Here is a 20391-nt window from a genome sequence, read left to right as displayed (position 1 = left end):
GTCAGGGGCGCCCCTCGCCTCACGGCGAACAGCTTTCGATCACACCATCGGACGATCGGTGGGAGCGATCGGCGACGGCAGGATCTTGCGGCCCGCCAGGTAGCGGTCGACTCCCGCCGCCGCGGAGCGGCCCTCGGCGATCGCCCAGACGATCAGGGACTGGCCGCGGCCCATGTCCCCCGCCGAGAAGACTCCGTCCACACTGGACATGAAGTTCTCGTCCCGGGCGACGTTGCCGCGGGCGTCCAGGGATACGCCCAGATCCTCCAGCAGACCCGCTCGCTCCGGGCCGACGAAGCCCATCGCGAGCAGCACCAGCTGCGCGGGCAGCTCCCGCTCCGTGCCCTCGACCGGCTCGAAGCCGGTGTCGGTGCGCCGCACCTCCACCAGCCGCAACGCCCGCACGCGGCCCTGGTCGTCGCCCAGGAACTCCTGGGTGTTGACCGAGTACAGGCGCTCGCCGCCCTCCTCGTGCGCCGAGGACACCCGGTAGATCATCGGGTAGGTCGGCCACGGGTGCGCCTCGGAACGCGACTCCGGCGGCATCGGCATGATCTCCAGCTGCGTCACCGAAGCCGCGCCCTGCCGGTGCGCCGTGCCGACGCAGTCCGCGCCCGTGTCACCGCCGCCGATGACGACCACGTGCTTGCCCTCGGCGTGGATCGGCGAGCGCGCGAGGTCGCCCTCCTGCACCTTGTTGGCCAGCGGCAGGTACTCCATCGCCTGGTGCACGCCGTCCAGCTCGCGCCCCGGCGCCGGCAGATCGCGCGCCTGCGTCGCACCGCCCGCGAGGACCACCGCGTCGTAGTCGTCGCGCAGCTGCTCCACCGTCACGTCCACGCCGACGTTCACGCCGGTGCGGAATTCGGTGCCCTCGGCCCGCATCTGGCCCAGCCGCCGGTCCAGCCGCTGCTTCTCCATCTTGAACTCCGGGATTCCGTAGCGCAGCAGCCCGCCGATGCGGTCCGCCCGCTCGTAGACCACGACGCTGTGGCCGACGCGGGTCAGCTGCTGCGCCGCGGCGAGCCCTGCGGGCCCGGAGCCGACCACGGCGACCTTCTTGCCCGTGCCCGCGAGGGGCAGCTGCGGGCGGACGTGACCGGCTTCCCAGGCCTTGTCGATGATGGTGATCTCGACCTGCTTGATGCTGACCGGGTCGGAGTTGATGCCGACCACGCAGGCCGCCTCGCACGGCGCGGGGCACAACGTCCCGGTGAACTCCGGGAAGTTGTTCGTGGCGTGCAGCCGCTCCGCGGCCTCCTGCCAGTCGTCCCGCCACACCAGGTCGTTCCACTCCGGGATCAGGTTGCCCAGCGGACAACCCTGGTGGCAGAACGGGATCCCGCAGTCCATGCAGCGGCCGGCCTGCTTCTGCAGCTTGGGCTGTTCGAACTCCAGGTAGACCTCGCGCCAGTCCTTGATGCGCACGTCCACCGGGCGACGCCGCGGCGTTTCCCGCGGCGTCGTCATGAATCCCTTGGGATCAGCCATGTGCGGCCTCCATGATCGCCTCGTTGACGTCGCGCCCGTCGCGTTCGGCGGCGGTCCGGGCCGCGAGCACCCGCTTGAAGTCCCTCGGCATGACCTTGCCGAAGCGCTCGACGGCGGCGTCCCAGTCGGCCAGCAGCTCGCGCGCCACCGCCGACTCGGTCTGCTCGTAGTGCCGCCGAACCCGGTCGTGCAGGAACTCGCGGTCGGCGTCGTCCAGCGGATCCAGGTCGACCATCTCGGGGTTGATCCGCCTGGCGTCCAGGTCCAGCAGGTACGCGACGCCGCCGGACATGCCGGCCGCGAAGTTGCGCCCCGTCTCGCCGAGGATCACCACGCGACCACCGGTCATGTACTCGCAACCGTGGTCGCCGACGCCTTCGACGACGGCCACGGCACCGGAGTTGCGCACGCAGAACCGCTCGCCGACGACACCGCGAACGAACAGCTCACCGCTGGTCGCGCCGTAGAGCAGCACGTTGCCCGCGATGATGTTCTGCTCGGCCGCGAACGGCGCGGACGCGTCCGGGCGGACCACGATCCGCCCGCCGGACAAGCCCTTCCCGACGTAGTCGTTGGCGTCGCCCAGCAGCCGCAGGGTGATGCCGTGCGGCACGAACGCGCCGAAGGACTGCCCGGCCGAACCGGTGAACGTCACGTCGATGGTGTCGTCCGGCAGGCCCTCGCCGCCCCACCGCCGCGTCAGCTCCGAGCCGAGCATGGTGCCGACCGTGCGGTTGACGTTGCGCACCGGAATGTCCAGCCGCACCGGGGTGCCTTCCTTCAGCGCCCCTTCGCACAGCTGGATCAGCGTGTTGTCCAGCGCCTTCTCCAGACCGTGGTCCTGCTCGGTGGTCTGGTGCCGCGCCGCGCCGCGCGGCAGTTCCGGCACGTGCGTGATCGGCGTGAGGTCGAGGCCCTGGGTCTTCCAGTGCCGCACGGCATCGGAGGTGTCGATCAGGTCGGCGTGCCCGATCGCCTCGGCCAGCGACCGGAATCCCAGCTCCGCCAGGTATTCCCGCACCTCCTGCGCGATGAACTCGAAGAAGTTCACCACGTATTCGGCCTTGCCGGTGAACTTCTCGCGCAGCTGCGGGTTCTGCGTCGCCACGCCCACCGGGCAGGTGTCGAGGTGGCAGACCCGCATCATGATGCAGCCGGAGACCACCAGCGGCGCCGTCGCGAACCCGTACTCCTCGGCCCCGAGCAGGGCCGCGATCACCACGTCGCGCCCGGTCTTGAGCTGGCCGTCGGTCTGCACCACGATCCGGTCGCGCAGGTCGTTGGCCAGCAGCGTCTGCTGCGTCTCGGCCAGCCCGAGCTCCCACGGACCGCCGGCGTGCTTGATCGACGACAGCGGCGAGGCGCCGGTCCCGCCGTCGTGGCCGGAGATCAGCACCACGTCGGCGTGCGCCTTGGACACGCCCGCGGCGACCGTGCCGACGCCGACCTCGGACACCAGCTTGACGTGGATCCGCGCCCTGGGGTTGGCGTTCTTCAGGTCGTGGATCAGCTGCGCCAGGTCCTCGATCGAGTAGATGTCGTGGTGCGGCGGCGGCGAGATCAGGCCCACGCCCGGCGTGGAGTGCCGGGTCTTGGCCACCCACGGGTACACCTTGTGGCCGGGCAGCTGCCCACCCTCGCCCGGCTTCGCGCCCTGCGCCATCTTGATCTGGATGTCGTCGGAGTTGACCAGGTACTCGCTGGTCACGCCGAACCGGCCGCTGGCGACCTGCTTGATCGCCGAGCGCCGCGAATCGCCGCCTGCGTCCGGGGTGAACCGATCCGCGTCCTCGCCGCCCTCGCCGGTGTTGGACTTGCCGCCCAACCGGTTCATCGCGATGGCCAGCACCTCGTGCATCTCCTGCGAGATCGACCCGTAGGAGATGGCGCCGGTGGCGAACCGCTTGACGATCGACGACACCGGCTCGACCTCGTCGATCGGCACCGGCTTGCGCACGCCGTCGCGGAACTTGAACAGCCCGCGCAGGGTCATCAGCTCCTGCGACTGGTCGTCGACGGCCCGGGTGTACTCCTTGAACACCTCGTAGCGGCCGCTGCGCGTGGAGTGCTGGAGCTTGAACACCGTCTGCGGGTTGAACAGGTGCGGCTCGCCTTCGCGCCGCCACTGGTACTCGCCGCCGGTCTGCAGCATCCGGTGCGGTGCCGCGACGCCGTCGGCGGGGTACGCCCGCCGGTGCCGGTCGGCGACCTCCTCGGCCAGCACGTCGAACCCGACGCCGCCGAGCCGCGAGGTGGTGCCGGTGAAGCACTGCCGCACGACCTCGTCGCCGAGGCCGATGGCCTCGAAGATCTGCGCGCCCGTGTAGGAGGCCACAGTGGACACGCCCATCTTGGACATGGTCTTGCGGACGCCCTTGCCCAGCGCCTTGATGAGGTTCGCGGTGGCCTGCTTGGCGTCGACGCCCTTGATCACGCCACCGCGCACCAGATCTTCGACGGTGGCCATCGCCACATACGGGTTAACGGCAGCGGCGCCGTAACCGATGAGAAGAGCGACATGGTGCACTTCCCGGACGTCGCCGGCTTCGACGATCAGGCCCACCTGGGTGCGCTTCTTCTCGCGCACCAGGTGGTGGTGCACGGCGCCGGTCGTCAGCAGCGACGGGATCGGCGCGCGCTCGACGTCGGCCGAGCGGTCCGAGAGCACCAGCACGTGCGCCCCGCTCGCCACCGCGGCCGAGACCTCGTCGCAGATCTCGTCGAGGCGCGTGCGCAGCGCCTCGCCGCCACCGGCGACGTGGAACGTCGCGTCGATCACCGCGGGCTTGAGGCCCGGGTGGTCGCCGTCGTCGTCGACGTGCACGATCTTGGCGAGCTCGTCGTTGTCCAGCACCGGGAACGGCAGCGCCAGGTTGTGGCAGGCCCGCGGGTCGTGGTCGAGCAGGTTGTGCTCGGGCCCGACGTGGGTGCTCAGCGAGGTGACCAGTTCTTCCCGGATCGCGTCGAGCGGCGGGTTGGTGACCTGCGCGAACAGCTGGGTGAAGTAGTCGAACAGCTGCCGCGGCCGCTCGGAGAACGCGGCGAAGGGCACGTCGTTGCCCATCGAGCCGATCGGCTCGGCTCCGGTGGTGGCCATCGGCTTGAGCAGGACGCCCAGCTCTTCCTGCGTGTAGCCGAAGACCTGCTGCCGATGCACCAGCGAGTCGTGCGAGGGCAGCTCGCGCTCGCGCCCCGGCAGGTCCGCCAGGTGCACGACGCCCTCGTCCAGCCACTCCTGGTACGGGAATTCGGCGGCGAGCTCGCCCTTGATCTCGTCGTCGTCGATGATGCGGCCCGCGCCGGTGTCGACGAGGAACATCCGGCCCGGCTGCAGGCGGCCCTTGCGGACGACCTTGTCCGCGTCGGCCTCCAGCACGCCGACCTCGCTGGCCAGCACCACGAGCCCGTCCTCGGTGACCCAGTAGCGCCCGGGCCGCAGCCCGTTGCGGTCGAGGACCGCGCCGATCTGGGTGCCGTCGGTGAACGCCACCAGCGCGGGGCCGTCCCAGGGCTCCATCAGGTAGTTGTGGAACTCGTAGAACGCGCGGCGGGCCGGGTCCATCTCGGCGTGGTTCTCCCACGCCTCGGGGATCATCATCAGCACCGCGTGCGGCAGCGACCGGCCGCCCAGGTGCAGCAGTTCCAGCACCTCGTCGAAGGTCGCCGAGTCGCTAGCGCCCGGCGTCGCGATCGGGAACAGCCGCTGCAGGTCACCGGGGATCAGGTCGGTGGCCAGCATGCTCTCGCGGGTCCGCATCCAGTTGCGGTTGCCCTTGACCGTGTTGATCTCGCCGTTGTGCGCGATGAACCGGTACGGATGCGCCAGCGGCCAGGACGGGAACGTGTTGGTGGAGAAGCGGCTGTGCACCAGGCCGATCGCGCTGGCGAACCGCTCGTCGTGCAGGTCGGGGTAGAACGCGCCGAGCTGCGCTTCGGTCAGCATCCCCTTGTAAACGATGGTGCGCGCCGACAGGCTCGGGAAGTACACGTCGGCTTCGTGTTCGGCCCGCTTGCGGACGCAGAACGCGCGCCGCTCGAACTCCAGCGCCGTCTCGCCGTGCGCGGCATCGGTGCCGTCAACAAAGGAGAGGGGACCGAGGAATAACTGGCGGAAGCTCGGCATGGTCTCGCGCGCCGAACTGCCGGCGCAGCTGGGCTCCACCGGGAGTTCGCGCCAGCCGAGCAGCCGCAGGCCTTCCTCGGCAACGATCCGCTCGATGTCCGCCGCGGCCCGCGCCGCTTCGCCGGGGTCCGCGGGCAGGAACGCGGTACCCGCCGCGTAGCCGCCGCGCTCGGGCAGGTCGAACGGCACGACGGCGCGGAAGAACTCGTCCGGGATCTGGGTCAGCAGCCCGACGCCGTCCCCGGTGTCCGGGTCGGCACCCTTGGCACCGCGGTGCTCCAGGTTGCGCAGCGCCGTCAGCGCTTTGGTCACCAGGTCGTGACTGCGCCGACCGCGCAGGTCGGCGACGAATGCGACACCGCAAGCGTCGTGTTCGTAGGCCGGGTCGTAAAGACCCTGGGAAGCGGCGCTGCGCTGCGCCAATTTTCTTGCATGGTGGGATTGGGGCATCAGACCTCCCGTCGTCAGGCCGCAGGTCGCAGCAGGGCATGACTCACCCACTGCGATCCCGCAAGAGCCTTTGGGGGCACTGACAAAAGGATGCGCCGTTGCACTCTTGGTCAGTTTGAGGCACTCTACATAGCGAGCAGCCGGAAAGCTACCGCTGAGTAACGCGAAGTTAAACGAAGATTGCGGAGCTCCCAGCCATTGGGACACCGTTGTCGCAAACCCGGCGGGCTCGGGAATTCTGCACCACGACAATGTCCATACGCGACTGTTCCACGCCCCGAGTGGCATTGTTCACGATCTTCTTGCGCACCATCGAACCGTCGAACTACGAGTTCGGATTCGGTTCAGAACAAGCGTTTTCCGTGTTCGTCCGGACACCCCGGGTGCACCACGGCGAACTCACCCGATTGCCAACGAGTTCGCCGCCGCGGACCGTCCACTGTCGAGCCGGAGGTCCGGCTCAGCTCCGCAACGCGGCCGCAGCGAGTAGTTCTTCCGGCGCAGTCGGACGTGGTTGATTCCGGGCAAAACGACCGAGAAGCACAAGCAGCGCAAATCCGAGCAGCAGATAGGGATTGCCGAACACGTGCTGCAACGGCGTCCACGGCGGTCCCGTGGGCAACATCCGGAACGACGCGACGAGCACGGTCGCCAGGGTCACCCCGGCGGCGAGCAGCCAGCCCGGGCTGCGCAGCCGAACGGCGTAGCCGAGCAGCACCAGCAGCCCCGGCGCGCACCAGACCCAGTGATCCGACCACGACGTGGGCGACACCAGCAGCGCGAGCAGACCGTTGGCGACCACGGCGAGCGCCGGCTCGGTCCGGCGGATCGCGTAGGCCACGACAGCCGTGCAGGCCAGCGCGAGCACCAGCCACATCCCGTTCTGCGCCACCGGGGCCAGTTCCAGCCGGGCCAGCCCGCCCATGATCGACTGGTTGGTGTGGAAGGCGGAGCCGCTGACTCCGTGCGCCGGGCCCTTGCCGAACCAGTACTCCACGGCGGCCCGGTAGTTCAGCGCGAAGCCCGCCAGCGTGCCGAGCACGGCCGTCGCCACCGCGACACCGACGGCGCGGAAGTCCTTGCGGAACAGGAAGAACAGCAAGAAGGCGGCGGGCGTGAGCTTGATCGCAGCGGCGATGCCGATCAGCATGCCGCGCGGCCATCGCGGGTGGGGCGCCAGGCAGTCGACGATGACCAGCCCCATCAGCGCGATGTTGATCTGGCCCAGCCCGAACGAGGCGTACACCGGCTCCAGGAACAACGTCCACGGCAGCAGCGCCATCGCCACCGCGAGCGCGCCGCGCTTGCCGACCACCGGCCACATGTGGCGGGTGACCAGGTACAGCGCCGCGCCGATGGCGAGCAGGTCCACGACGTAGAGCGCGACCAGCCCGGCGACGAACGGCAGCAGCGCGAACGGCAGCAGCGGCAGCAGCGCGAACGGCGGGTACACCCAGGGCAGCACCCGGCCGATGCTGACGGTCGGGGCCGTGTTCATGATGTCGCCGCCGGCCAGCCAGGTGTGCACCGCCCAGCGGTACACCTGGTAGTCGATGCCGGAACCCTGGTCCAGCCCGGCCCGCCGCATCAGCACCAGCAGCGCGAACGACGCGATCAGCAGCGGCACCGAGACCGCGATGACGGCGCGGGCGTGGTTCACGACGATTCCGCGAAGCCGGTCCGGCAGGCCGCCGAGGTTCAGGACAGCACGGCCGGACTCGAACTGCACCGTGGCCAACTGGGTCCTCTCGATCAGGCGACCGACGTCGACCACCGCTTCGTGATCGAACGATCACTCCGAGTTCGCCAGGTCGCGGGAAACACCCGTGATGAACCGAAGAACTCTAACCCAACGAGATCAGGTGCCCGCACTCGCCTCGCCGCAGGACAGCGGGTCATCGCGCGGTTCCGTCGAGTGATTCCAGCACCTTGGCGAGGAGCTCGCCCAGTTTCTCCCGTTCGTCGGGTGCCAACGGCGCGAGCAGGTCGCGTTCACGCTCCAGCTGCGCCGGGAACAGCCGGTCGATCAGCTCCAGCCCGCGCTCGGTGAGCCGCACGTCGATCTCCCGCCGGTCGCGCCGGGACGAGGTGCGGGTGATCAAGCCCTCGGCCTCCAGCCGGGCCAGCCGCTTGGTGGTGGCCGCGCCAGAGGACAGCGTCTCCCTGGTGAGCTGGCTGGGCCGCAGCCCGCCGCCGGCCCGCCGCAGCGCGCTGAGCACCTCGAACTCCATCCGCGACAGCCCGGAGTCGGCGAACGCGGACTCGTCGAGCTGGTTGGTCAGCGCACCCAGCCGCCGCACCCTGCCGATCACGTCGATCGGGGACACGTCCAGGTCCGGGCGCTGCTCGCGCCATTGCGCGCTGATCCGTCCGACCACGTCGCCCAACGCAACTCCTTCACGAGTAAACCATCTGGTAATATTTTACTAGTGAACGTCTTCTCCCGCCTCCGCCGGACCCTGCGCACCCGCGAAGCGCTGCGGTTCGACTGGACGGTCGGCGGCGTGGTGGTGCCCGCGGCGCGCGTCGGCGTGTCGTTCGCCACGCCGATAGTCGCGCTGGTGGCCCTGGACCGCATCGACCTCGTCCCCTTCGCCGCGTTCGGCGCCTTCACGTCGCTGTACTGCCGGGTGGACACGTGGTCCCGCCGGGCGCGCCTGCTGCCGCTGATCGCGCTGGGCTTGGTCGCGAGCGTGGCGGCGGCAACGATGATCGCCGCCGCCACGGACCACCCGCTGGCCGGGGTCCTCGTGCTCACGGCGATCGCGGCGCTGGGGAAGCCGGCATCGGACGTGCTCGACTTCGGCCCGCCCGGCGGCCTGATGTTCGTCTTCGCGGCCGGCGCGGCCGCGTACGCCTCGCACGGCTGGTCCACCGTCGGCCTGCACATCGGGGTCACCGCCGCATCGGCGGCGCTGTCGGTGGCGCTGAGCCTGCTCGGCAACCTGCTGCACCCGACCGGGCCCCACCGGGTGGCCGCCGCCCGCGCCCTGGCGGCGGTCGCGGACCACCTCGAAACCCCGGACCACGCCACCCGCCACCGCGCGCACCTCGCGGTGCACCGGGCGTCGTCGACGCTGCGCGGCAAGCCCCACCGCGGCACGTTCGACCGCATCCGCGCCCACCTGGTCCACGCGGAAACCCTGCTCCACCACCCGGCCGACGCCGCCGCGGAGCTGCGCGCGCTGTCCCGGAAGATCCACCGCGGCCGAGTCCCGGCCACACCACACCGGCCCCCGGAGCCGCAGTTTCAATTGAAACCGCAGACGAGGACCCGCGGTTCGCGGTTTCAATTGAAACTGCGGACCACCCGGTTGCTGCGGCGGGTCGGGCCGTTCCTGCCCGGCGCCGGGCGGATGGTCATCGCGTGCCTGCTCGCCGGGTTGATCACCAACGCGTTGGGCCTCGGCCACGAGTACTGGGCGATCGTGTCGGCCAGCGCGGTGCTGCAGTCGGCGAACGCGACGAGCACCTGGCACCGCACGGTCCAGCGCACGACCGGGACCATCGCCGGGGCCCTACCGGCCCTGGTGATGTTCGGCTTCCACCCGGGACCGATGGCGATCCTCGTCCTGGTGGTGATCTGCCAGCTGGCCGCCGAACTCGTGGTGCAGGCCAACTACGCGCTGGGCCTGATGTTCGTGACTCCCCTGGCCCTAGGCCTCAGCTCGCTCGGCAACCCGGCGGCGCACAACACCCTGGTCGCCGAGCGGATCGGCACCACGGTGCTGGGCGCGCTGATCGCAGCCGCGGTGAGCCTCCTGCTGATCAACCGCCAGACCACTCGCCGCCTCGACGCGGCGCTCACCGAGTGCCGCCGGGCCCAGGAATCCCTCCGCGACGCCGTTTCACGCCACGAGACCACTGTGGACGGGGTCCGTTCCCGCCTGGCACGCTCCCTCTTCGCGCTCCGCAACGCCCACGCGGTCGCCAAAGGCGAACTCTGGCACCGGAACGCCCGAACCCAAGAAGTCCTCGACACCGAGCACACTGCCTACGAGCTCCTCGCGGCGACTGCTCCGGCCCGTGAGCGTTTTGGGGCGTCATAGCAACCCAAACCACTCACGACACGATGCTTCCGCCCGGCGGACCGTGCCGGGCATAGGCGTCCACCCCGATTGGGAGTTCCTCCACCACGACCATGGCACCCTGCTCGCCGGGACTTTCCATGGTCAGGAACCTAAAATCCGGCCCACCGACACCTCCCGTCAGCTCACGGCCCGCAATTTCCATTGAAATCGAAGGTTCGATTTCAATGGAAATTGCGGGATGACCCGGCACCCGAACACCTGGGGGCGCGCCGAAGCGGCACGGAGCGCTACGCAGCCAGCGGGCCAGCTCGGCGATCAGGCCCGGGTCGAGCTCCATGGCCTGGCTCGGGTCTTCGTTCTCGTCGGCACGGGGCGCCGCGCGGCGGGTTCCGCCGGATCGCCTCAGGCCAGGGCGCCGTGGGCCCAGAAGTTCGCCGTTCCCGGCTCACCTCGTGGACCTCGCGTTCCGGGTAGCGGTGGAGGACGAAGCGTGCCGCCCAGGAACGCTGCGCTGAGGTCCGGATCCGGGTCGGGCCGCAGTCAAGGTACGACGAGGTGTGAATCGAGAACGCGGGATGTCTGGCATCTGAGACACGTTCAGAGGCGGCGCGCTGGTGAACCGCACTACCGGCGTTGATGCTGTTCGGAAATGAAGGCGAGCCCGTGGAGGCGTGCATGGCCGGCACCCCGTGGTCCTGTCGTTCCGGAACACGAATTCGCCACCGCAGCGGGAAATCAGGCCCCAGTCGTGTTCGACCGGGGGCGCCTGCTTGCCATGATCGGCAACGCGCTCGGCGTCACGACTCTCTTCGAGGTCATGGCGCGCTCGCATCCAACCGTATGCCTGGACCGCGCAGCCGCCCGCCACGTACGGCGTCCAGTCGCAACATTCTCCTGCGGGTTAGCGGCCCGTGATCATCGCACCAGAGGCCACTTCGCCTTAGGAGCCCGTGCGAAATGCCAGCGAATCTCCGATCGCGCCCACGCGTCGGCTCGCCCCGCTGACGAACGGCCACTGCGGCGCGGGGCCGGAGGATCCCGATCTAGGGAAATCGGAAACCCCGCCTGACACCGCATTCTGCACGGACTCGCTGGCGCCCTCGCCGCGCACGCCTCCTACGACGGACTCCCGTGCCGGCGCGTCCCAGGCCATCTGGCCTTCCCAAGATTCGGTATCTGCACAACAGAAAGGGAAACCACATGTCTCCGTTCTCCCGCCGAACGGCACTGCGGGGTGCCGCCGTCGCCGGAGCGGGCGCATTCGGAATGAGCGCGCTCCCGGCATCGGCCGCAACAGATCAAGACGCGGTGAGGCTCACGGTGCTCGGCAGCGCCGGCGCGGTCCCGACCGAAGCGGAACCGTGCTCGGGATACTTGCTGGAATGCGCTGGATACCGGCTGGTCCTCGATTTCGGGTACGCGTCCTTCCCAGCCCTGCTGCGGCACTGCGCCCCTGAGCAGGTCGACGCAGTGCTGATCAGTCACGGCCACCCCGACCACGTCGCCGACCTCAGCCCATTCCTGCGCGCGCGGGCATTCCGGCGCGACCTGAACCTGCCGCCAGTGCCGCTGTACGCACCATCCGGGGCTCTGGACGCGGTGCTCGGGCTCGACCGGGAGGAGTTCGTCGGCCACCCGTACACCGTGAACGCGATCGATCCCCCGCACACGTTCGACCTCGGCCCGTTCCGGGTGGAAACTGTCGCCCTGCCCCATTACGAACCGAACATCGGCTTTCGGATCAGCGCAGGCGGCATCACGGTCGCGTACACCGGTGACACCGGGCCCGCCGAGGAACTCGTCGAGCTGGCCAGGGACGCCGACCTCTTCCTCGCACAAGCGATGTACACGAAGGAAGTCCCCGAACGCGATCGCGGCAACATGTGCAGCGCCGTGGACGTCGGGAACTTCGCGACCAGGGCAGGTGCCGCGGAACTCATGCTGACCCACCTGTACTTGATGAAGAACGTCACTCCGGCGGATGCCAAAGCAGCTGCCCGCACGGTCTACCGGGGACCGATCACCGTTGCGCGCAGCGGGCACGTCTGGTCCAAGCGCGTCCGGTATCCGGTCTGACGCCCCCCCGGAACGGGGGCGCGCCCGGGCCGACGGCTGAACCGCCGTCCAAGGCGCCGGGATGCCCCGCCTGGGATGCATGGGCTTTCTTGCGTCACCAGTCCAGCATTGCCCGATGCGTGATGACCGCGCGGCTCATCCGACCGCTCCACCTGTCCCGCTGCCCGCTTGTGGGGCAGGTGGAGCCACCCGCTTCAACAGCGCGCCCTGTCTCGCTCGATGTCCGGCCTTTGTGGACGATTATCAGCGTGGATGATCCACGACGACGCCTATGAAGACGAATCATCCGCGGCAGCAGAACCGAGAACGACCCGTCCGGTTTCGGACAGCGAGTACTACGGCCGGCCCACGCGGCTGAGAGATCGCGCGCACTTCCGGTTCGCGGCTCAGGCGAGAGAGCCGTGGGCCCAGAAGTTGGCGAGTTCCCGGCTCACCTCGTGGACCTCGCGTTCCGGGTAGCGGTGGAGGACGAAGCGCGTGTAGGCGTAGTGCTCCGTCATGCCGCCCAGGAACGCCGCGCTGAGCTCCGGGTCGAGGCTCGGGCGGATCAGGCCCCGCTCGATGCCCTTGCGGGCCATCCGCGTGATGCGGTCGTGGAACGTGCGCCGGCTCTCGGCCTGCATCGCTTCGATCTCCGGGTCCGTCTGCGCCGTCTCGTGCAGGACCCGGAACAGGTCGGCGTTGTCCTCGTAGTAGCGGAAGTAGCGCTCCGTGCTGATCACCACCGACTCGATCGCGTCTCCCGGGTTCCACCGGGCGCGTGACTGGTCGAAGAGGCCGTCCAGCAGCTCCGTCATCAGCTCGACCAGCGCTTCGCGCTTGTCCGTGTAGTACCGGTAGAACGCGCCGTTGGACATGCCCGCCTCGGCCGCGATGTCGGCGACGCGCGACGCCGCGAAGCCCGACCGGCCGAACACCGTGCGCGCCGCGCGCAGCAGCGATTCCTTCGAGCCGCGCCCCTTCGGCGTCTTCGGGCTGGCTACCGGTTGCAGCCGCTCAACGGCCACCGCTACCTCCTGGTGACTCGGTACAGAGATGCGCCAACTTAGCGCACGTCGAAAAACTGATATTGACGTCAGTTTTACACACAGCTTAGAGTGCCCGGCGTCACACACCCTCGGGAGGCCAGCGTTGACACTCCCCCGCACATCCCCGGACCCGGTGCTGGAAGTCGAGCACCTGAACATCTCCTTCCTCGGCCGGAAATCCCGCACCACGGCCGTGCGCGACGTGTCCTTCGACGTCGGTGCCGGCGAGATCGTCGGCATGGCGGGCGAAAGCGGCAGCGGCAAGTCGCTGACCGCGCTCGCCGTGATGGGCCTGCTGCCCACACCGCCCGCGGTGATCGGCGGCCGGATCCGCTTCGCGGGCACCGACCTGCTCCGCCTCTCGCAGCCCGAGCGGCAGCGGCTGCGCGGCAGCGAACTCGGCATGGTCTTCCAGGAGCCGATGAGCGCGCTGGACCCGGTGTTCACCGTCGGCCACCAGCTCACCGAATGCCTGCTGGCGCATCGCGGCATGGGCAAGCGGGCCGCCCGCACGGCCGCGATCGAGATGCTCGAAGCCGTCGGGATCCCGTTGCCGGAGCAGCGCTTCGGCGAATACCCGCACCAGCTCTCCGGCGGGATGCGGCAGCGCGTGATGATCGCGATCGCGCTGATCTGCCGCCCCCGGCTGCTGATCGCCGACGAACCCACCACCGCCGTCGACGTGACGATCCAGGCGCAGATCCTCGAACTGCTGCGGGACCTGACGCGGCAGCACGGCACGGCGGTCCTGTTCATCACCCACGACCTCGGCGTCGTCGCCGAACTCTGCGACCGGATGGTCACCCTCTACGCGGGCGAGACGGTCGAGAGCGGGCCCGTTTCCGACGTGCTCGGCGCGCCCCGGCATCCCTACACCTCGCGGCTGCTGCAGGCCATCCCGCGGATCGAGGCCCGCCACGCCGAGCTCAAGGCGATCCCCGGCCGGGTGCCGCCGCCGGACGCCCCGCCGCCGGGTTGCGTCTTCCACCCGCGCTGCGACTTCACCACCGACGACTGCCGGGACCACCGGCCCGAGCTGCTCCCGGTCGCCGGCGCGCGCACGGTGCGCTGCGGCCGCACCGCCGACCTGACGCTGCCGGGGGTCGCCCGGTGAGCGAGTTGCTTCAGGTCGATGACCTCGCGGTGTCGTTCGCGACCAAGCGCAAGGGCGAGCGGGTGCGCGCCGTCGACGGGGTTTCCTTCGCGCTGCGCGAAGGTGAAACGCTGGGCCTGATCGGCGAATCGGGCTCCGGCAAGTCCACCCTGAGCCGCGCGCTGCTGCAGCTGGTGCGCCCCAGCGGCGGCGAGGTGCGCCTCGCGGGCGCGGACCTGGCGGCGCTGCGCGGCCGGGCCAGGCGCGAGGCGCTGACCCGCTTGCAGATGGTGTTCCAGGACCCGAACGCGTCGCTGGACCCTCGGATGCGCATCGCGTCCAGCGTCGAAGAGCCGCTCGTGGTGCAGAGCAGGGGGAATCGCGCCGAGCGCAGGACCCGCGCGCTGGCGGCGCTGGAGTCGGTCGGCCTGTCCGCCGAACACGGCGAGCGCTACCCGCACGAGCTCTCCGGCGGCCAGAAGCAGCGGGTCAACATCGCCCGCGCGCTCGTCCTGGATCCGGCGCTGGTGGTCTGCGACGAACCGGTGTCGGCGCTGGACGTGGCGCTGCAGGCGGAGATCCTCGACCTGCTGCGCCGGCTGCAGGCCGGCCTCGGGCTGTCCTACCTGTTCATCACCCACGACCTGGCGGTGGTCTCGAACATCGCCGACCGGGTCGCGGTGATGTACCTGGGCCGGCTGATGGAGCTCGGCCCGGTGGACGAGGTGGTGGAGCGGCCGCTGCACCCCTACACCGAGGCGCTGGTCTCGGCGCAGCCGCGGATCGGCGCCCAGCAGCGGGACCGCATCGTCCTCGAAGGCGACATCCCGAGCCCGGTGGACCCGCCGTCTGGCTGCCGGTTCCGCACGCGGTGCCGCTACGCGCAGCAGCGGTGCGCCGAGGAGGTCCCGAAGTGGGCGGAGGTCGAACCGGGCCGCTGGTCCGCGTGCCACTTCCCCGAGTCCCTGCCGCTGCGCGGCGTCGAAGGAGGCCAGGCGTGAAGCGCATCGCCGCAGTGGTCTGGGTGTTGCTGCTGGCGCTGACCGCGTGCGGCAGCGGAGCCGCCGAGGGCGGGCAGCACCTGCGGGTGGCGTGGCGGTCCAATCCGTCCTCTTTGGACCCGCAGCGCGGCAACTCCGGTTCGGATCACGCGATCCTCTACACCATGTACGACACCCTGGTGTCGTTCGACCCGAAGACGCTGGAGCCCGCGCCGGGACTGGCCGAGTCCTGGAACCAGGACGACCCGACCGCGCTGGTGCTGCACCTGCGTCCGGACGTGCGGTTCCACGACGGCACGCCGGTCGACGCGCAGGCCGTCAAGTACAACATCGAGCGCGCCAAGGGCCCCGAGTCCAACATCAAGTCCGACGTGGCCGCCGTGACCGGCGTCGACGTGCTCGACGCGCGGACGGTGCGGCTGAACCTGGCCAGGCCGGACAGCTCGCTGCTGCTCACGCTCGCCGACCGCGCCGGGATGCTGGTCTCCCCCACCGCCGCCGAGCGCGAGGGCGACGCCTTCGAACGCAATCCCGTCGGCGCCGGGCCCTGGAAGTTCGTCGAATGGCGCTACGGCCAGCTGGTGCGGGTGGAGCGCTTCCCCGGCTACTGGCAGCGCGGGCTGCCGCACCTGGACAGCATCGACTTCACGATCATGAAGGACGGCTCGACCGCGGTGAACGCGCTGCGCTCCGGTCAGCAGGACATGGTGTTCAACCCGCCGCCGCAGGACGTCGGGCTGCTCAGCGCGGCGAAGGGCACCAAAGTCGCCGCGGGCCCGCAGCTGTACCAGCTGATCATCTACCTGGACCTGAGCGCGCCGGTGTTCCGCGACCAGCGGGTCCGCGAGGCGCTGAACCTGGCGCTGGACCGCGAGCAGATCCTGAAGGTCACGCAGTTCGGGCAGGGCGAACCGGGCTGGACACCGCTGCCGTCGGACCACTGGGCGTTCCCGAAGTCCGCCGTGCCCACCTACCCGCACGACCCCGACCGGGCCCGGCGGCTGCTCGCCGATGCCGGTCACGCCGACGGCCTGCGGTTCCCGCTGCTCACCTACCCGGATCCGGTCAACGTGCGGCTGGCCGAGGTGCTGAAGTACCAGCTCGGCAAGGTGGGCGTGCAGGTCGACCTGATCCCGACCGAGCTGACCCAGGCCAGCAGCGAGTTCTTCAACGAGCGCAAGTACCCGGCGCTGCTGTCGGCCTGGACCGGGCGGCCGGACCCGGGCCTGACCTACAAGCTGATGTTCACCGAGCGCGGCTACTACAACGCCGGGCACGTCGCCACGCCCGGCATCGACGAAGCGCTCAACGCCGCGAACAGCACCGCGGATCTGGCCCAGCGGTCGGAGAAGCTGGGCGCGGTGGCCCGGATCGTGGCCGACCGGTCGCTCTTCGTGCCGCTGATCTTCCCGGACGCGGTCGCCGCCTACCGCGAGCACGTGCAGGGCTTCGAACCGAACTTGCTGGGCAAACCCAAGTTCACCACCGTGAGGATCGACCGATGACCGCGCTGGCTTTGCGACCGGGCCGGGACACCGCGCTGCTGCGCATGATCGGCCGGCGGGTCCTGATGGCCGTCCCGACCCTGGTGCTGGCGACGTTCGTGGTGTTCGGCCTGCTGCACCTGATCCCCGGCGATCCCGCGCAGGCCATCGCCGGGGAGCACGCCACCCCGGAGCGGCTGGCCGAGATCCGCGCCCAGCTCGGACTGGACCAGCCCTTCGCGGTGCAGTACCTCGACTGGCTGCGGCACGCGATCACCGGCGATCTCGGCTCCTCGCTGAGCACCGGCGAGAGCGTGGGGTCGCTGATCTGGCAACGGCTTCCCACCACGCTGACGCTCGGCGCGGCGGCGCTGCTGGTCGCCGTCGGCCTCGGCGTTCCGCTCGGCGTGGCCGCCGCGCTGCGGCAGGGACGGCCGGCCGACACCGCCATCACCGGCGCGGCGACGCTGGGCATCGCGGTGCCGAACTTCTGGATCGGCATGGTGCTGGTGCTGGTCTTCGCCGTCCAGCTGCAGTGGTTGCCCGCGACGGGATTCGTCGGCCTCACCGAGAATCCCCTGCAGACGCTGCAATACGTGGTCCTGCCCGCGATCGCGCTCGGCATGGTCGGCGCCGCCGAGGTGTGCCGCCAGCTGCGCAGCGCGCTGATCGAGGTGCTGCGGTCGGACTTCATGCGCACCCACCGGGCGAAAGGCCTGTCGCACCGGACGATGGTCTGGCAGCACGCCTTGAAGAACGCCGGGCTGCCGCTCGCGACGATCATCGGGCTGCTGGTCAGCCGGGTGCTCGGCGCGAGCGTCGTGGTGGAGACGCTGTTCGCGATTCCCGGCCTCGGCACGCTCGTCGTGGAGGCGACAACCCAGCGCGACTACCCGGTGATCCAGGGCGTCGTGCTGATCACCGCGCTGCTGGTGCTGCTCACGAACCTGGTGGTCGACCTGGCCTACCGGTTCATCGACCCGCGTATCTCGGAGTGATGCCATGACCACGCTTTCCCCACCGCGCCGGGAGAACCGGCTGTGGCTGGTCGTGCGGGACTGGCGCGGCCTGGCGTCCGCCGGCTACCTCGTGGTGCTGGTGGCGCTGGCGCTGCTGGCGCCGGTGGTGACCGCGCACGAACCCAACGCGCAGAACTTCGACGCCATCCTCGCCCCGGCCGGCACGCCCGGCTACCTGCTGGGCAGCGACGATCTCGGCCGGGACGTGCTCAGCAGGCTGATCCACGGTGCGCAGGCGTCGCTGCTGGCCAGCTTCCTGGCGGTCGGGGTGGCACTGCTGATCGGCATCCCGCTCGGGCTGGCCGCGGGCTACCTCGGCGGCATCGTCGACAGCGCGGTGATGCGCGTGGTGGACACGCTGCTGTCGTTCCCGGCGATCATCCTCGCGATCGCGATCACGGCGGCCCTGCGGCCGAGCCTGGTCAACTCGATGATCTCGGTCGGCATCGTGTTCGCGCCTTCGGTGGCCCGCTTGATGCGCGCGCAGGTCCTCGCGGTGAAGGAGGAGACCTACGTCGAGGCGGCGCGCAGCTTCGGCAGCCGGGGCCGGCACCTCGTGCTGCGGCACCTGGTGCCGAACTCGATCCAGCCGGTGCTCGTGCAGTCCAGCCTGCTGCTGGCGCACGCGCTGATCGCCGAGGCCAGCCTGAGCTTCCTCGGCCTCGGCGTGCAGCCACCCGACCCGAGCTGGGGCTCGATGCTGGCCCGCGCTTACACGTTCCTCTACCAGGCACCGCTGCAGATGCTGGTGCCCGGCATCGCGATCGCCGCGACGGCGCTGGCGTTCAACGTCCTCGGCGACGTCGCGCAACAGGCCCTCGATCCACGCCGGAACCGCTAGGAGCTCACCCGAATGCGTCACGCCACCCTTCCAACACCACGCCGTCCACCCGTCCGCACGCCCGCTCGCGAGTTGGCGTTTTCGCGCGAAACCGGCGCGCGCCACGCCTGCGGAACGCCGGTTTCGCGCGAAAACGGCGCACCCCTCGGCCCGCGTGCCGCGCGCTGATGCGCCTCCACCGACCGATCCACGTGACCACTTTGGAGGGACATTGTCCTGGCAGCCGGAAATCGACGAACTGCGGCGGCGCGAGGAGCTCGCGCGGCGCATGGGCGGGCCGGAGAAGGTCAAGCGGCAGCACGACCACGGCAAGCTGACCGTCCGGGAACGCATCGACGAGCTGCTGGATCCCGGCAGCTTCCACGAGATCGGCGGTATCGCCGGGAAGTTCCAGCCGGACAGCGCGTTCCAGCCCGCGAACTTCGTGTTCGGCCGCGGGCGGCTGGACGCCAGGCCGGTCGTGGTCGGCGGCGACGACTTCACGGTGCGCGGCGGCGCGTCGGACGCCTCGATCCGGGAGAAGCAGATCATGGCCGAGCAGCTGGCCAACGAGCTGCAGATCCCGCTGGTGCGGCTGGTCGACGGCACCGGCGGCGGCGGTTCGATCCGCTCGCTGGAGACCATCGGCCGCACCTACGTCCCGGCCAACCCGGGCTGGGAGTGGGTCGCGGCGAACCTGGGCACCATCCCGGTGGTGGCGCTGGCACTGGGCTCGGTCGCCGGACTGGGCGCCGCGCGGGTGGCCGCCAGCCACTACTCGGTGATGGTGCGCGGCATCTCGCAGGTCTTCGCCGCCGGGCCGCCGCTGGTGGCGCGGCTGGGGCAGGCCGTCACCAAGGAGGAGCTGGGCGGCAGCGACATCCACGGCCGCAACGGCGTGGTGTTCGACGTGGTCGACTCCGAGAAGGAGGCCTTCGACCGCACCCGCCGCTTCCTGTCCTACCTGCCGCCGTCGGTGCACCAGCTGCCGCCGCGCGCGGAGTGCGGCGACGACGCCGAGCGCCGCGAGGACTGGCTGATCGAGGCCATCCCCCGCGACCGGCGCCGCCCCTACCGCATCCGCCCGATCATCAACGCCGTGGTGGACCAGGGCTCGTTCCTGGAGCTGGGCAGGGGTTTCGGCCGGTCGGCGGTCGGCGGCCTGGCGCGGCTCAACGGCTGGCCGGTGGCGGTGCTGGCCAGCGACCCGATGGTCTACGGCGGCGGCATGACCGCCGACTCCAGCCGCAAGATCGAGTGGCTGGTGGACCTCGCCGAGACGTTCCACCTGCCGGTGGTGCACCTGGTGGACCAGCCCGGCTTCGTCATCGGCGTGGAGGCCGAGAAGGCGGGCACCATGCGCTACGGCGTGCGCGCGCTCAACGCCGTCTACCAGGCGAAAGTGCCGTGGGCGTCGGTGATCCTGCGCAAGGTCTTCGGCGTCGCGGGTGCCGCGCACACCAACGCCGCGCGGGTGCACTACCGCTACGCGTGGCCGTCGGCGGACTGGGGATCCCTGCCCATCGAGGGCGGCGTCGAGGCCGCGTACCGGGCCGACCTGGACGCCGCCGAGGACCGGCAGGCGCTGCTGGACGAGATCACCGAGAAGATGAACGCGATCCGCTCCCCGTTCCGCACGGCGGAGGCGTTCAACATCGAGGAGATCATCGATCCCCGCGACACGAGACCGCTGCTGTGCGAGTTCGCCGAACTGGCCGCACCGCTACGCGCCGCAGGCCCTTCGACCTGGCATTTCAGGGGTTGATGTGATGATC

The 20391-nt window shown here is 70.2% G+C and carries 14 protein-coding genes; 8 read left to right on the top strand and 6 right to left on the bottom strand.

All coding sequences use genetic code 11. From position 1 onward, the window contains the following. Window positions 1–39 precede the first annotated feature (39 nt). The 4 genes from AC07EQ_RS21565 to AC07EQ_RS21550 form a co-directional block, all read right to left on the bottom strand. Window positions 40–1491: a glutamate synthase subunit beta gene (locus AC07EQ_RS21565; RefSeq protein ID WP_478389710.1), complete on the bottom strand. Its 1452-nt coding sequence runs from the start codon at window positions 1489–1491 to the stop codon at window positions 40–42. Continuing rightward, on the bottom strand, window positions 1484–6064 hold the full coding sequence (gene gltB, locus AC07EQ_RS21560; protein WP_478389709.1) for a glutamate synthase large subunit: 4581 nt from the start codon (window positions 6062–6064) through the stop codon (window positions 1484–1486). The genes AC07EQ_RS21565 and gltB overlap by 8 nt, the downstream gene beginning before the upstream one ends. A gap of 460 nt (window positions 6065–6524) precedes the next feature. Continuing rightward, window positions 6525–7838, bottom strand: a complete 1314-nt coding sequence (locus AC07EQ_RS21555; protein WP_478389708.1) for a glycosyltransferase family 87 protein — start codon at window positions 7836–7838, stop codon at window positions 6525–6527. A 121-nt stretch (window positions 7839–7959) separates the two neighbouring features. Continuing rightward, window positions 7960–8442: a MarR family winged helix-turn-helix transcriptional regulator gene (locus AC07EQ_RS21550; RefSeq protein WP_358566869.1), complete on the bottom strand. Its 483-nt coding sequence runs from the start codon at window positions 8440–8442 to the stop codon at window positions 7960–7962. Window positions 8443–8493: 51 nt separating this feature from the next. Here AC07EQ_RS21550 and AC07EQ_RS21545 point away from each other — a divergent pair, with 51 nt between their 5' ends. Further along, complete coding sequence (locus AC07EQ_RS21545; protein WP_478389707.1) at window positions 8494–10113, top strand: FUSC family protein; 1620 nt, start codon at window positions 8494–8496, stop codon at window positions 10111–10113. Window positions 10114–10126: 13 nt separating this feature from the next. Here AC07EQ_RS21545 and AC07EQ_RS21540 read toward each other — a convergent pair whose 3' ends face one another. Further along, on the bottom strand, window positions 10127–10432 hold the full coding sequence (locus AC07EQ_RS21540) for a hypothetical protein (protein WP_478389706.1): 306 nt from the start codon (window positions 10430–10432) through the stop codon (window positions 10127–10129). A gap of 971 nt (window positions 10433–11403) precedes the next feature. Here AC07EQ_RS21540 and AC07EQ_RS21535 point away from each other — a divergent pair. Continuing rightward, window positions 11404–12171, top strand: coding sequence for an MBL fold metallo-hydrolase (locus AC07EQ_RS21535; protein WP_478389705.1), 768 nt, complete (start codon window positions 11404–11406; stop codon window positions 12169–12171). 386 nt (window positions 12172–12557) lie between these two features. On the opposite strand, the gene AC07EQ_RS21530 is transcribed toward AC07EQ_RS21535, so the two are convergent. Further along, the gene (locus tag AC07EQ_RS21530) at window positions 12558–13178 is read right to left on the bottom strand and encodes a TetR/AcrR family transcriptional regulator (RefSeq protein WP_478389704.1); all 621 of its coding nucleotides are present in this window, start codon (window positions 13176–13178) and stop codon (window positions 12558–12560) included. A 124-nt stretch (window positions 13179–13302) separates the two neighbouring features. On the opposite strand from AC07EQ_RS21530, the gene AC07EQ_RS21525 reads away from it, so the two are divergent. The 6 genes from AC07EQ_RS21525 to AC07EQ_RS21500 all read left to right on the top strand — a co-directional run bounded on the left by AC07EQ_RS21525 (window position 13303) and on the right by AC07EQ_RS21500 (window position 20381). Continuing rightward, a complete protein-coding gene (locus AC07EQ_RS21525) occupies window positions 13303–14313 on the top strand; it encodes an ABC transporter ATP-binding protein (protein WP_478389703.1) in 1011 nt (336 codons plus the stop codon). Continuing rightward, window positions 14310–15293: an ABC transporter ATP-binding protein gene (locus AC07EQ_RS21520; protein ID WP_478389702.1), complete on the top strand. Its 984-nt coding sequence runs from the start codon at window positions 14310–14312 to the stop codon at window positions 15291–15293. Before AC07EQ_RS21525 ends, AC07EQ_RS21520 begins: the two co-directional genes overlap by 4 nt. After that, window positions 15290–16798, top strand: coding sequence for an ABC transporter substrate-binding protein (locus AC07EQ_RS21515; RefSeq protein ID WP_478389701.1), 1509 nt, complete (start codon window positions 15290–15292; stop codon window positions 16796–16798). The genes AC07EQ_RS21520 and AC07EQ_RS21515 overlap by 4 nt, the downstream gene beginning before the upstream one ends. Continuing rightward, window positions 16795–17775, top strand: a complete 981-nt coding sequence (locus tag AC07EQ_RS21510; RefSeq protein WP_478389700.1) for an ABC transporter permease — start codon at window positions 16795–16797, stop codon at window positions 17773–17775. Before AC07EQ_RS21515 ends, AC07EQ_RS21510 begins: the two co-directional genes overlap by 4 nt. A 4-nt stretch (window positions 17776–17779) precedes the next feature. Next, window positions 17780–18637 (top strand): ABC transporter permease, encoded by an 858-nt coding sequence (locus tag AC07EQ_RS21505; RefSeq protein ID WP_478389699.1) that lies wholly within the window; start codon window positions 17780–17782, stop codon window positions 18635–18637. A 211-nt stretch (window positions 18638–18848) separates the two neighbouring features. Continuing rightward, the gene (locus AC07EQ_RS21500) at window positions 18849–20381 is read left to right on the top strand and encodes an acyl-CoA carboxylase subunit beta (RefSeq protein ID WP_478389698.1); all 1533 of its coding nucleotides are present in this window, start codon (window positions 18849–18851) and stop codon (window positions 20379–20381) included. Window positions 20382–20391 lie beyond the last annotated feature (10 nt).

The sequence above is a fragment of the Saccharopolyspora sp. NPDC045839 genome, from assembly GCF_056431645.1.
The sequence above is the reverse complement of the archived record's forward strand: the minus strand, read 5'-3'. Positions and strand labels throughout refer to the sequence as shown.

What these genes read in the sequence shown, in the direction of transcription:
- AC07EQ_RS21510 (WP_478389700.1), top strand. Translation starts at nt 16,795, where the DNA reads ATGACCGCGCTGGCTTTGCGACCGGGCCGGGACACCGCGCTGCTGCGC.
- AC07EQ_RS21505 (WP_478389699.1), top strand. Translation starts at nt 17,780, where the DNA reads ATGACCACGCTTTCCCCACCGCGCCGGGAGAACCGGCTGTGGCTGGTC.
- AC07EQ_RS21540 (WP_478389706.1), bottom strand. Translation starts at nt 10,432, where the DNA reads ATGGAGCTCGACCCGGGCCTGATCGCCGAGCTGGCCCGCTGGCTGCGT.
- gltB (WP_478389709.1), bottom strand. Translation starts at nt 6,064, where the DNA reads ATGCCCCAATCCCACCATGCAAGAAAATTGGCGCAGCGCAGCGCCGCT.
- AC07EQ_RS21565 (WP_478389710.1), bottom strand. Translation starts at nt 1,491, where the DNA reads ATGGCTGATCCCAAGGGATTCATGACGACGCCGCGGGAAACGCCGCGG.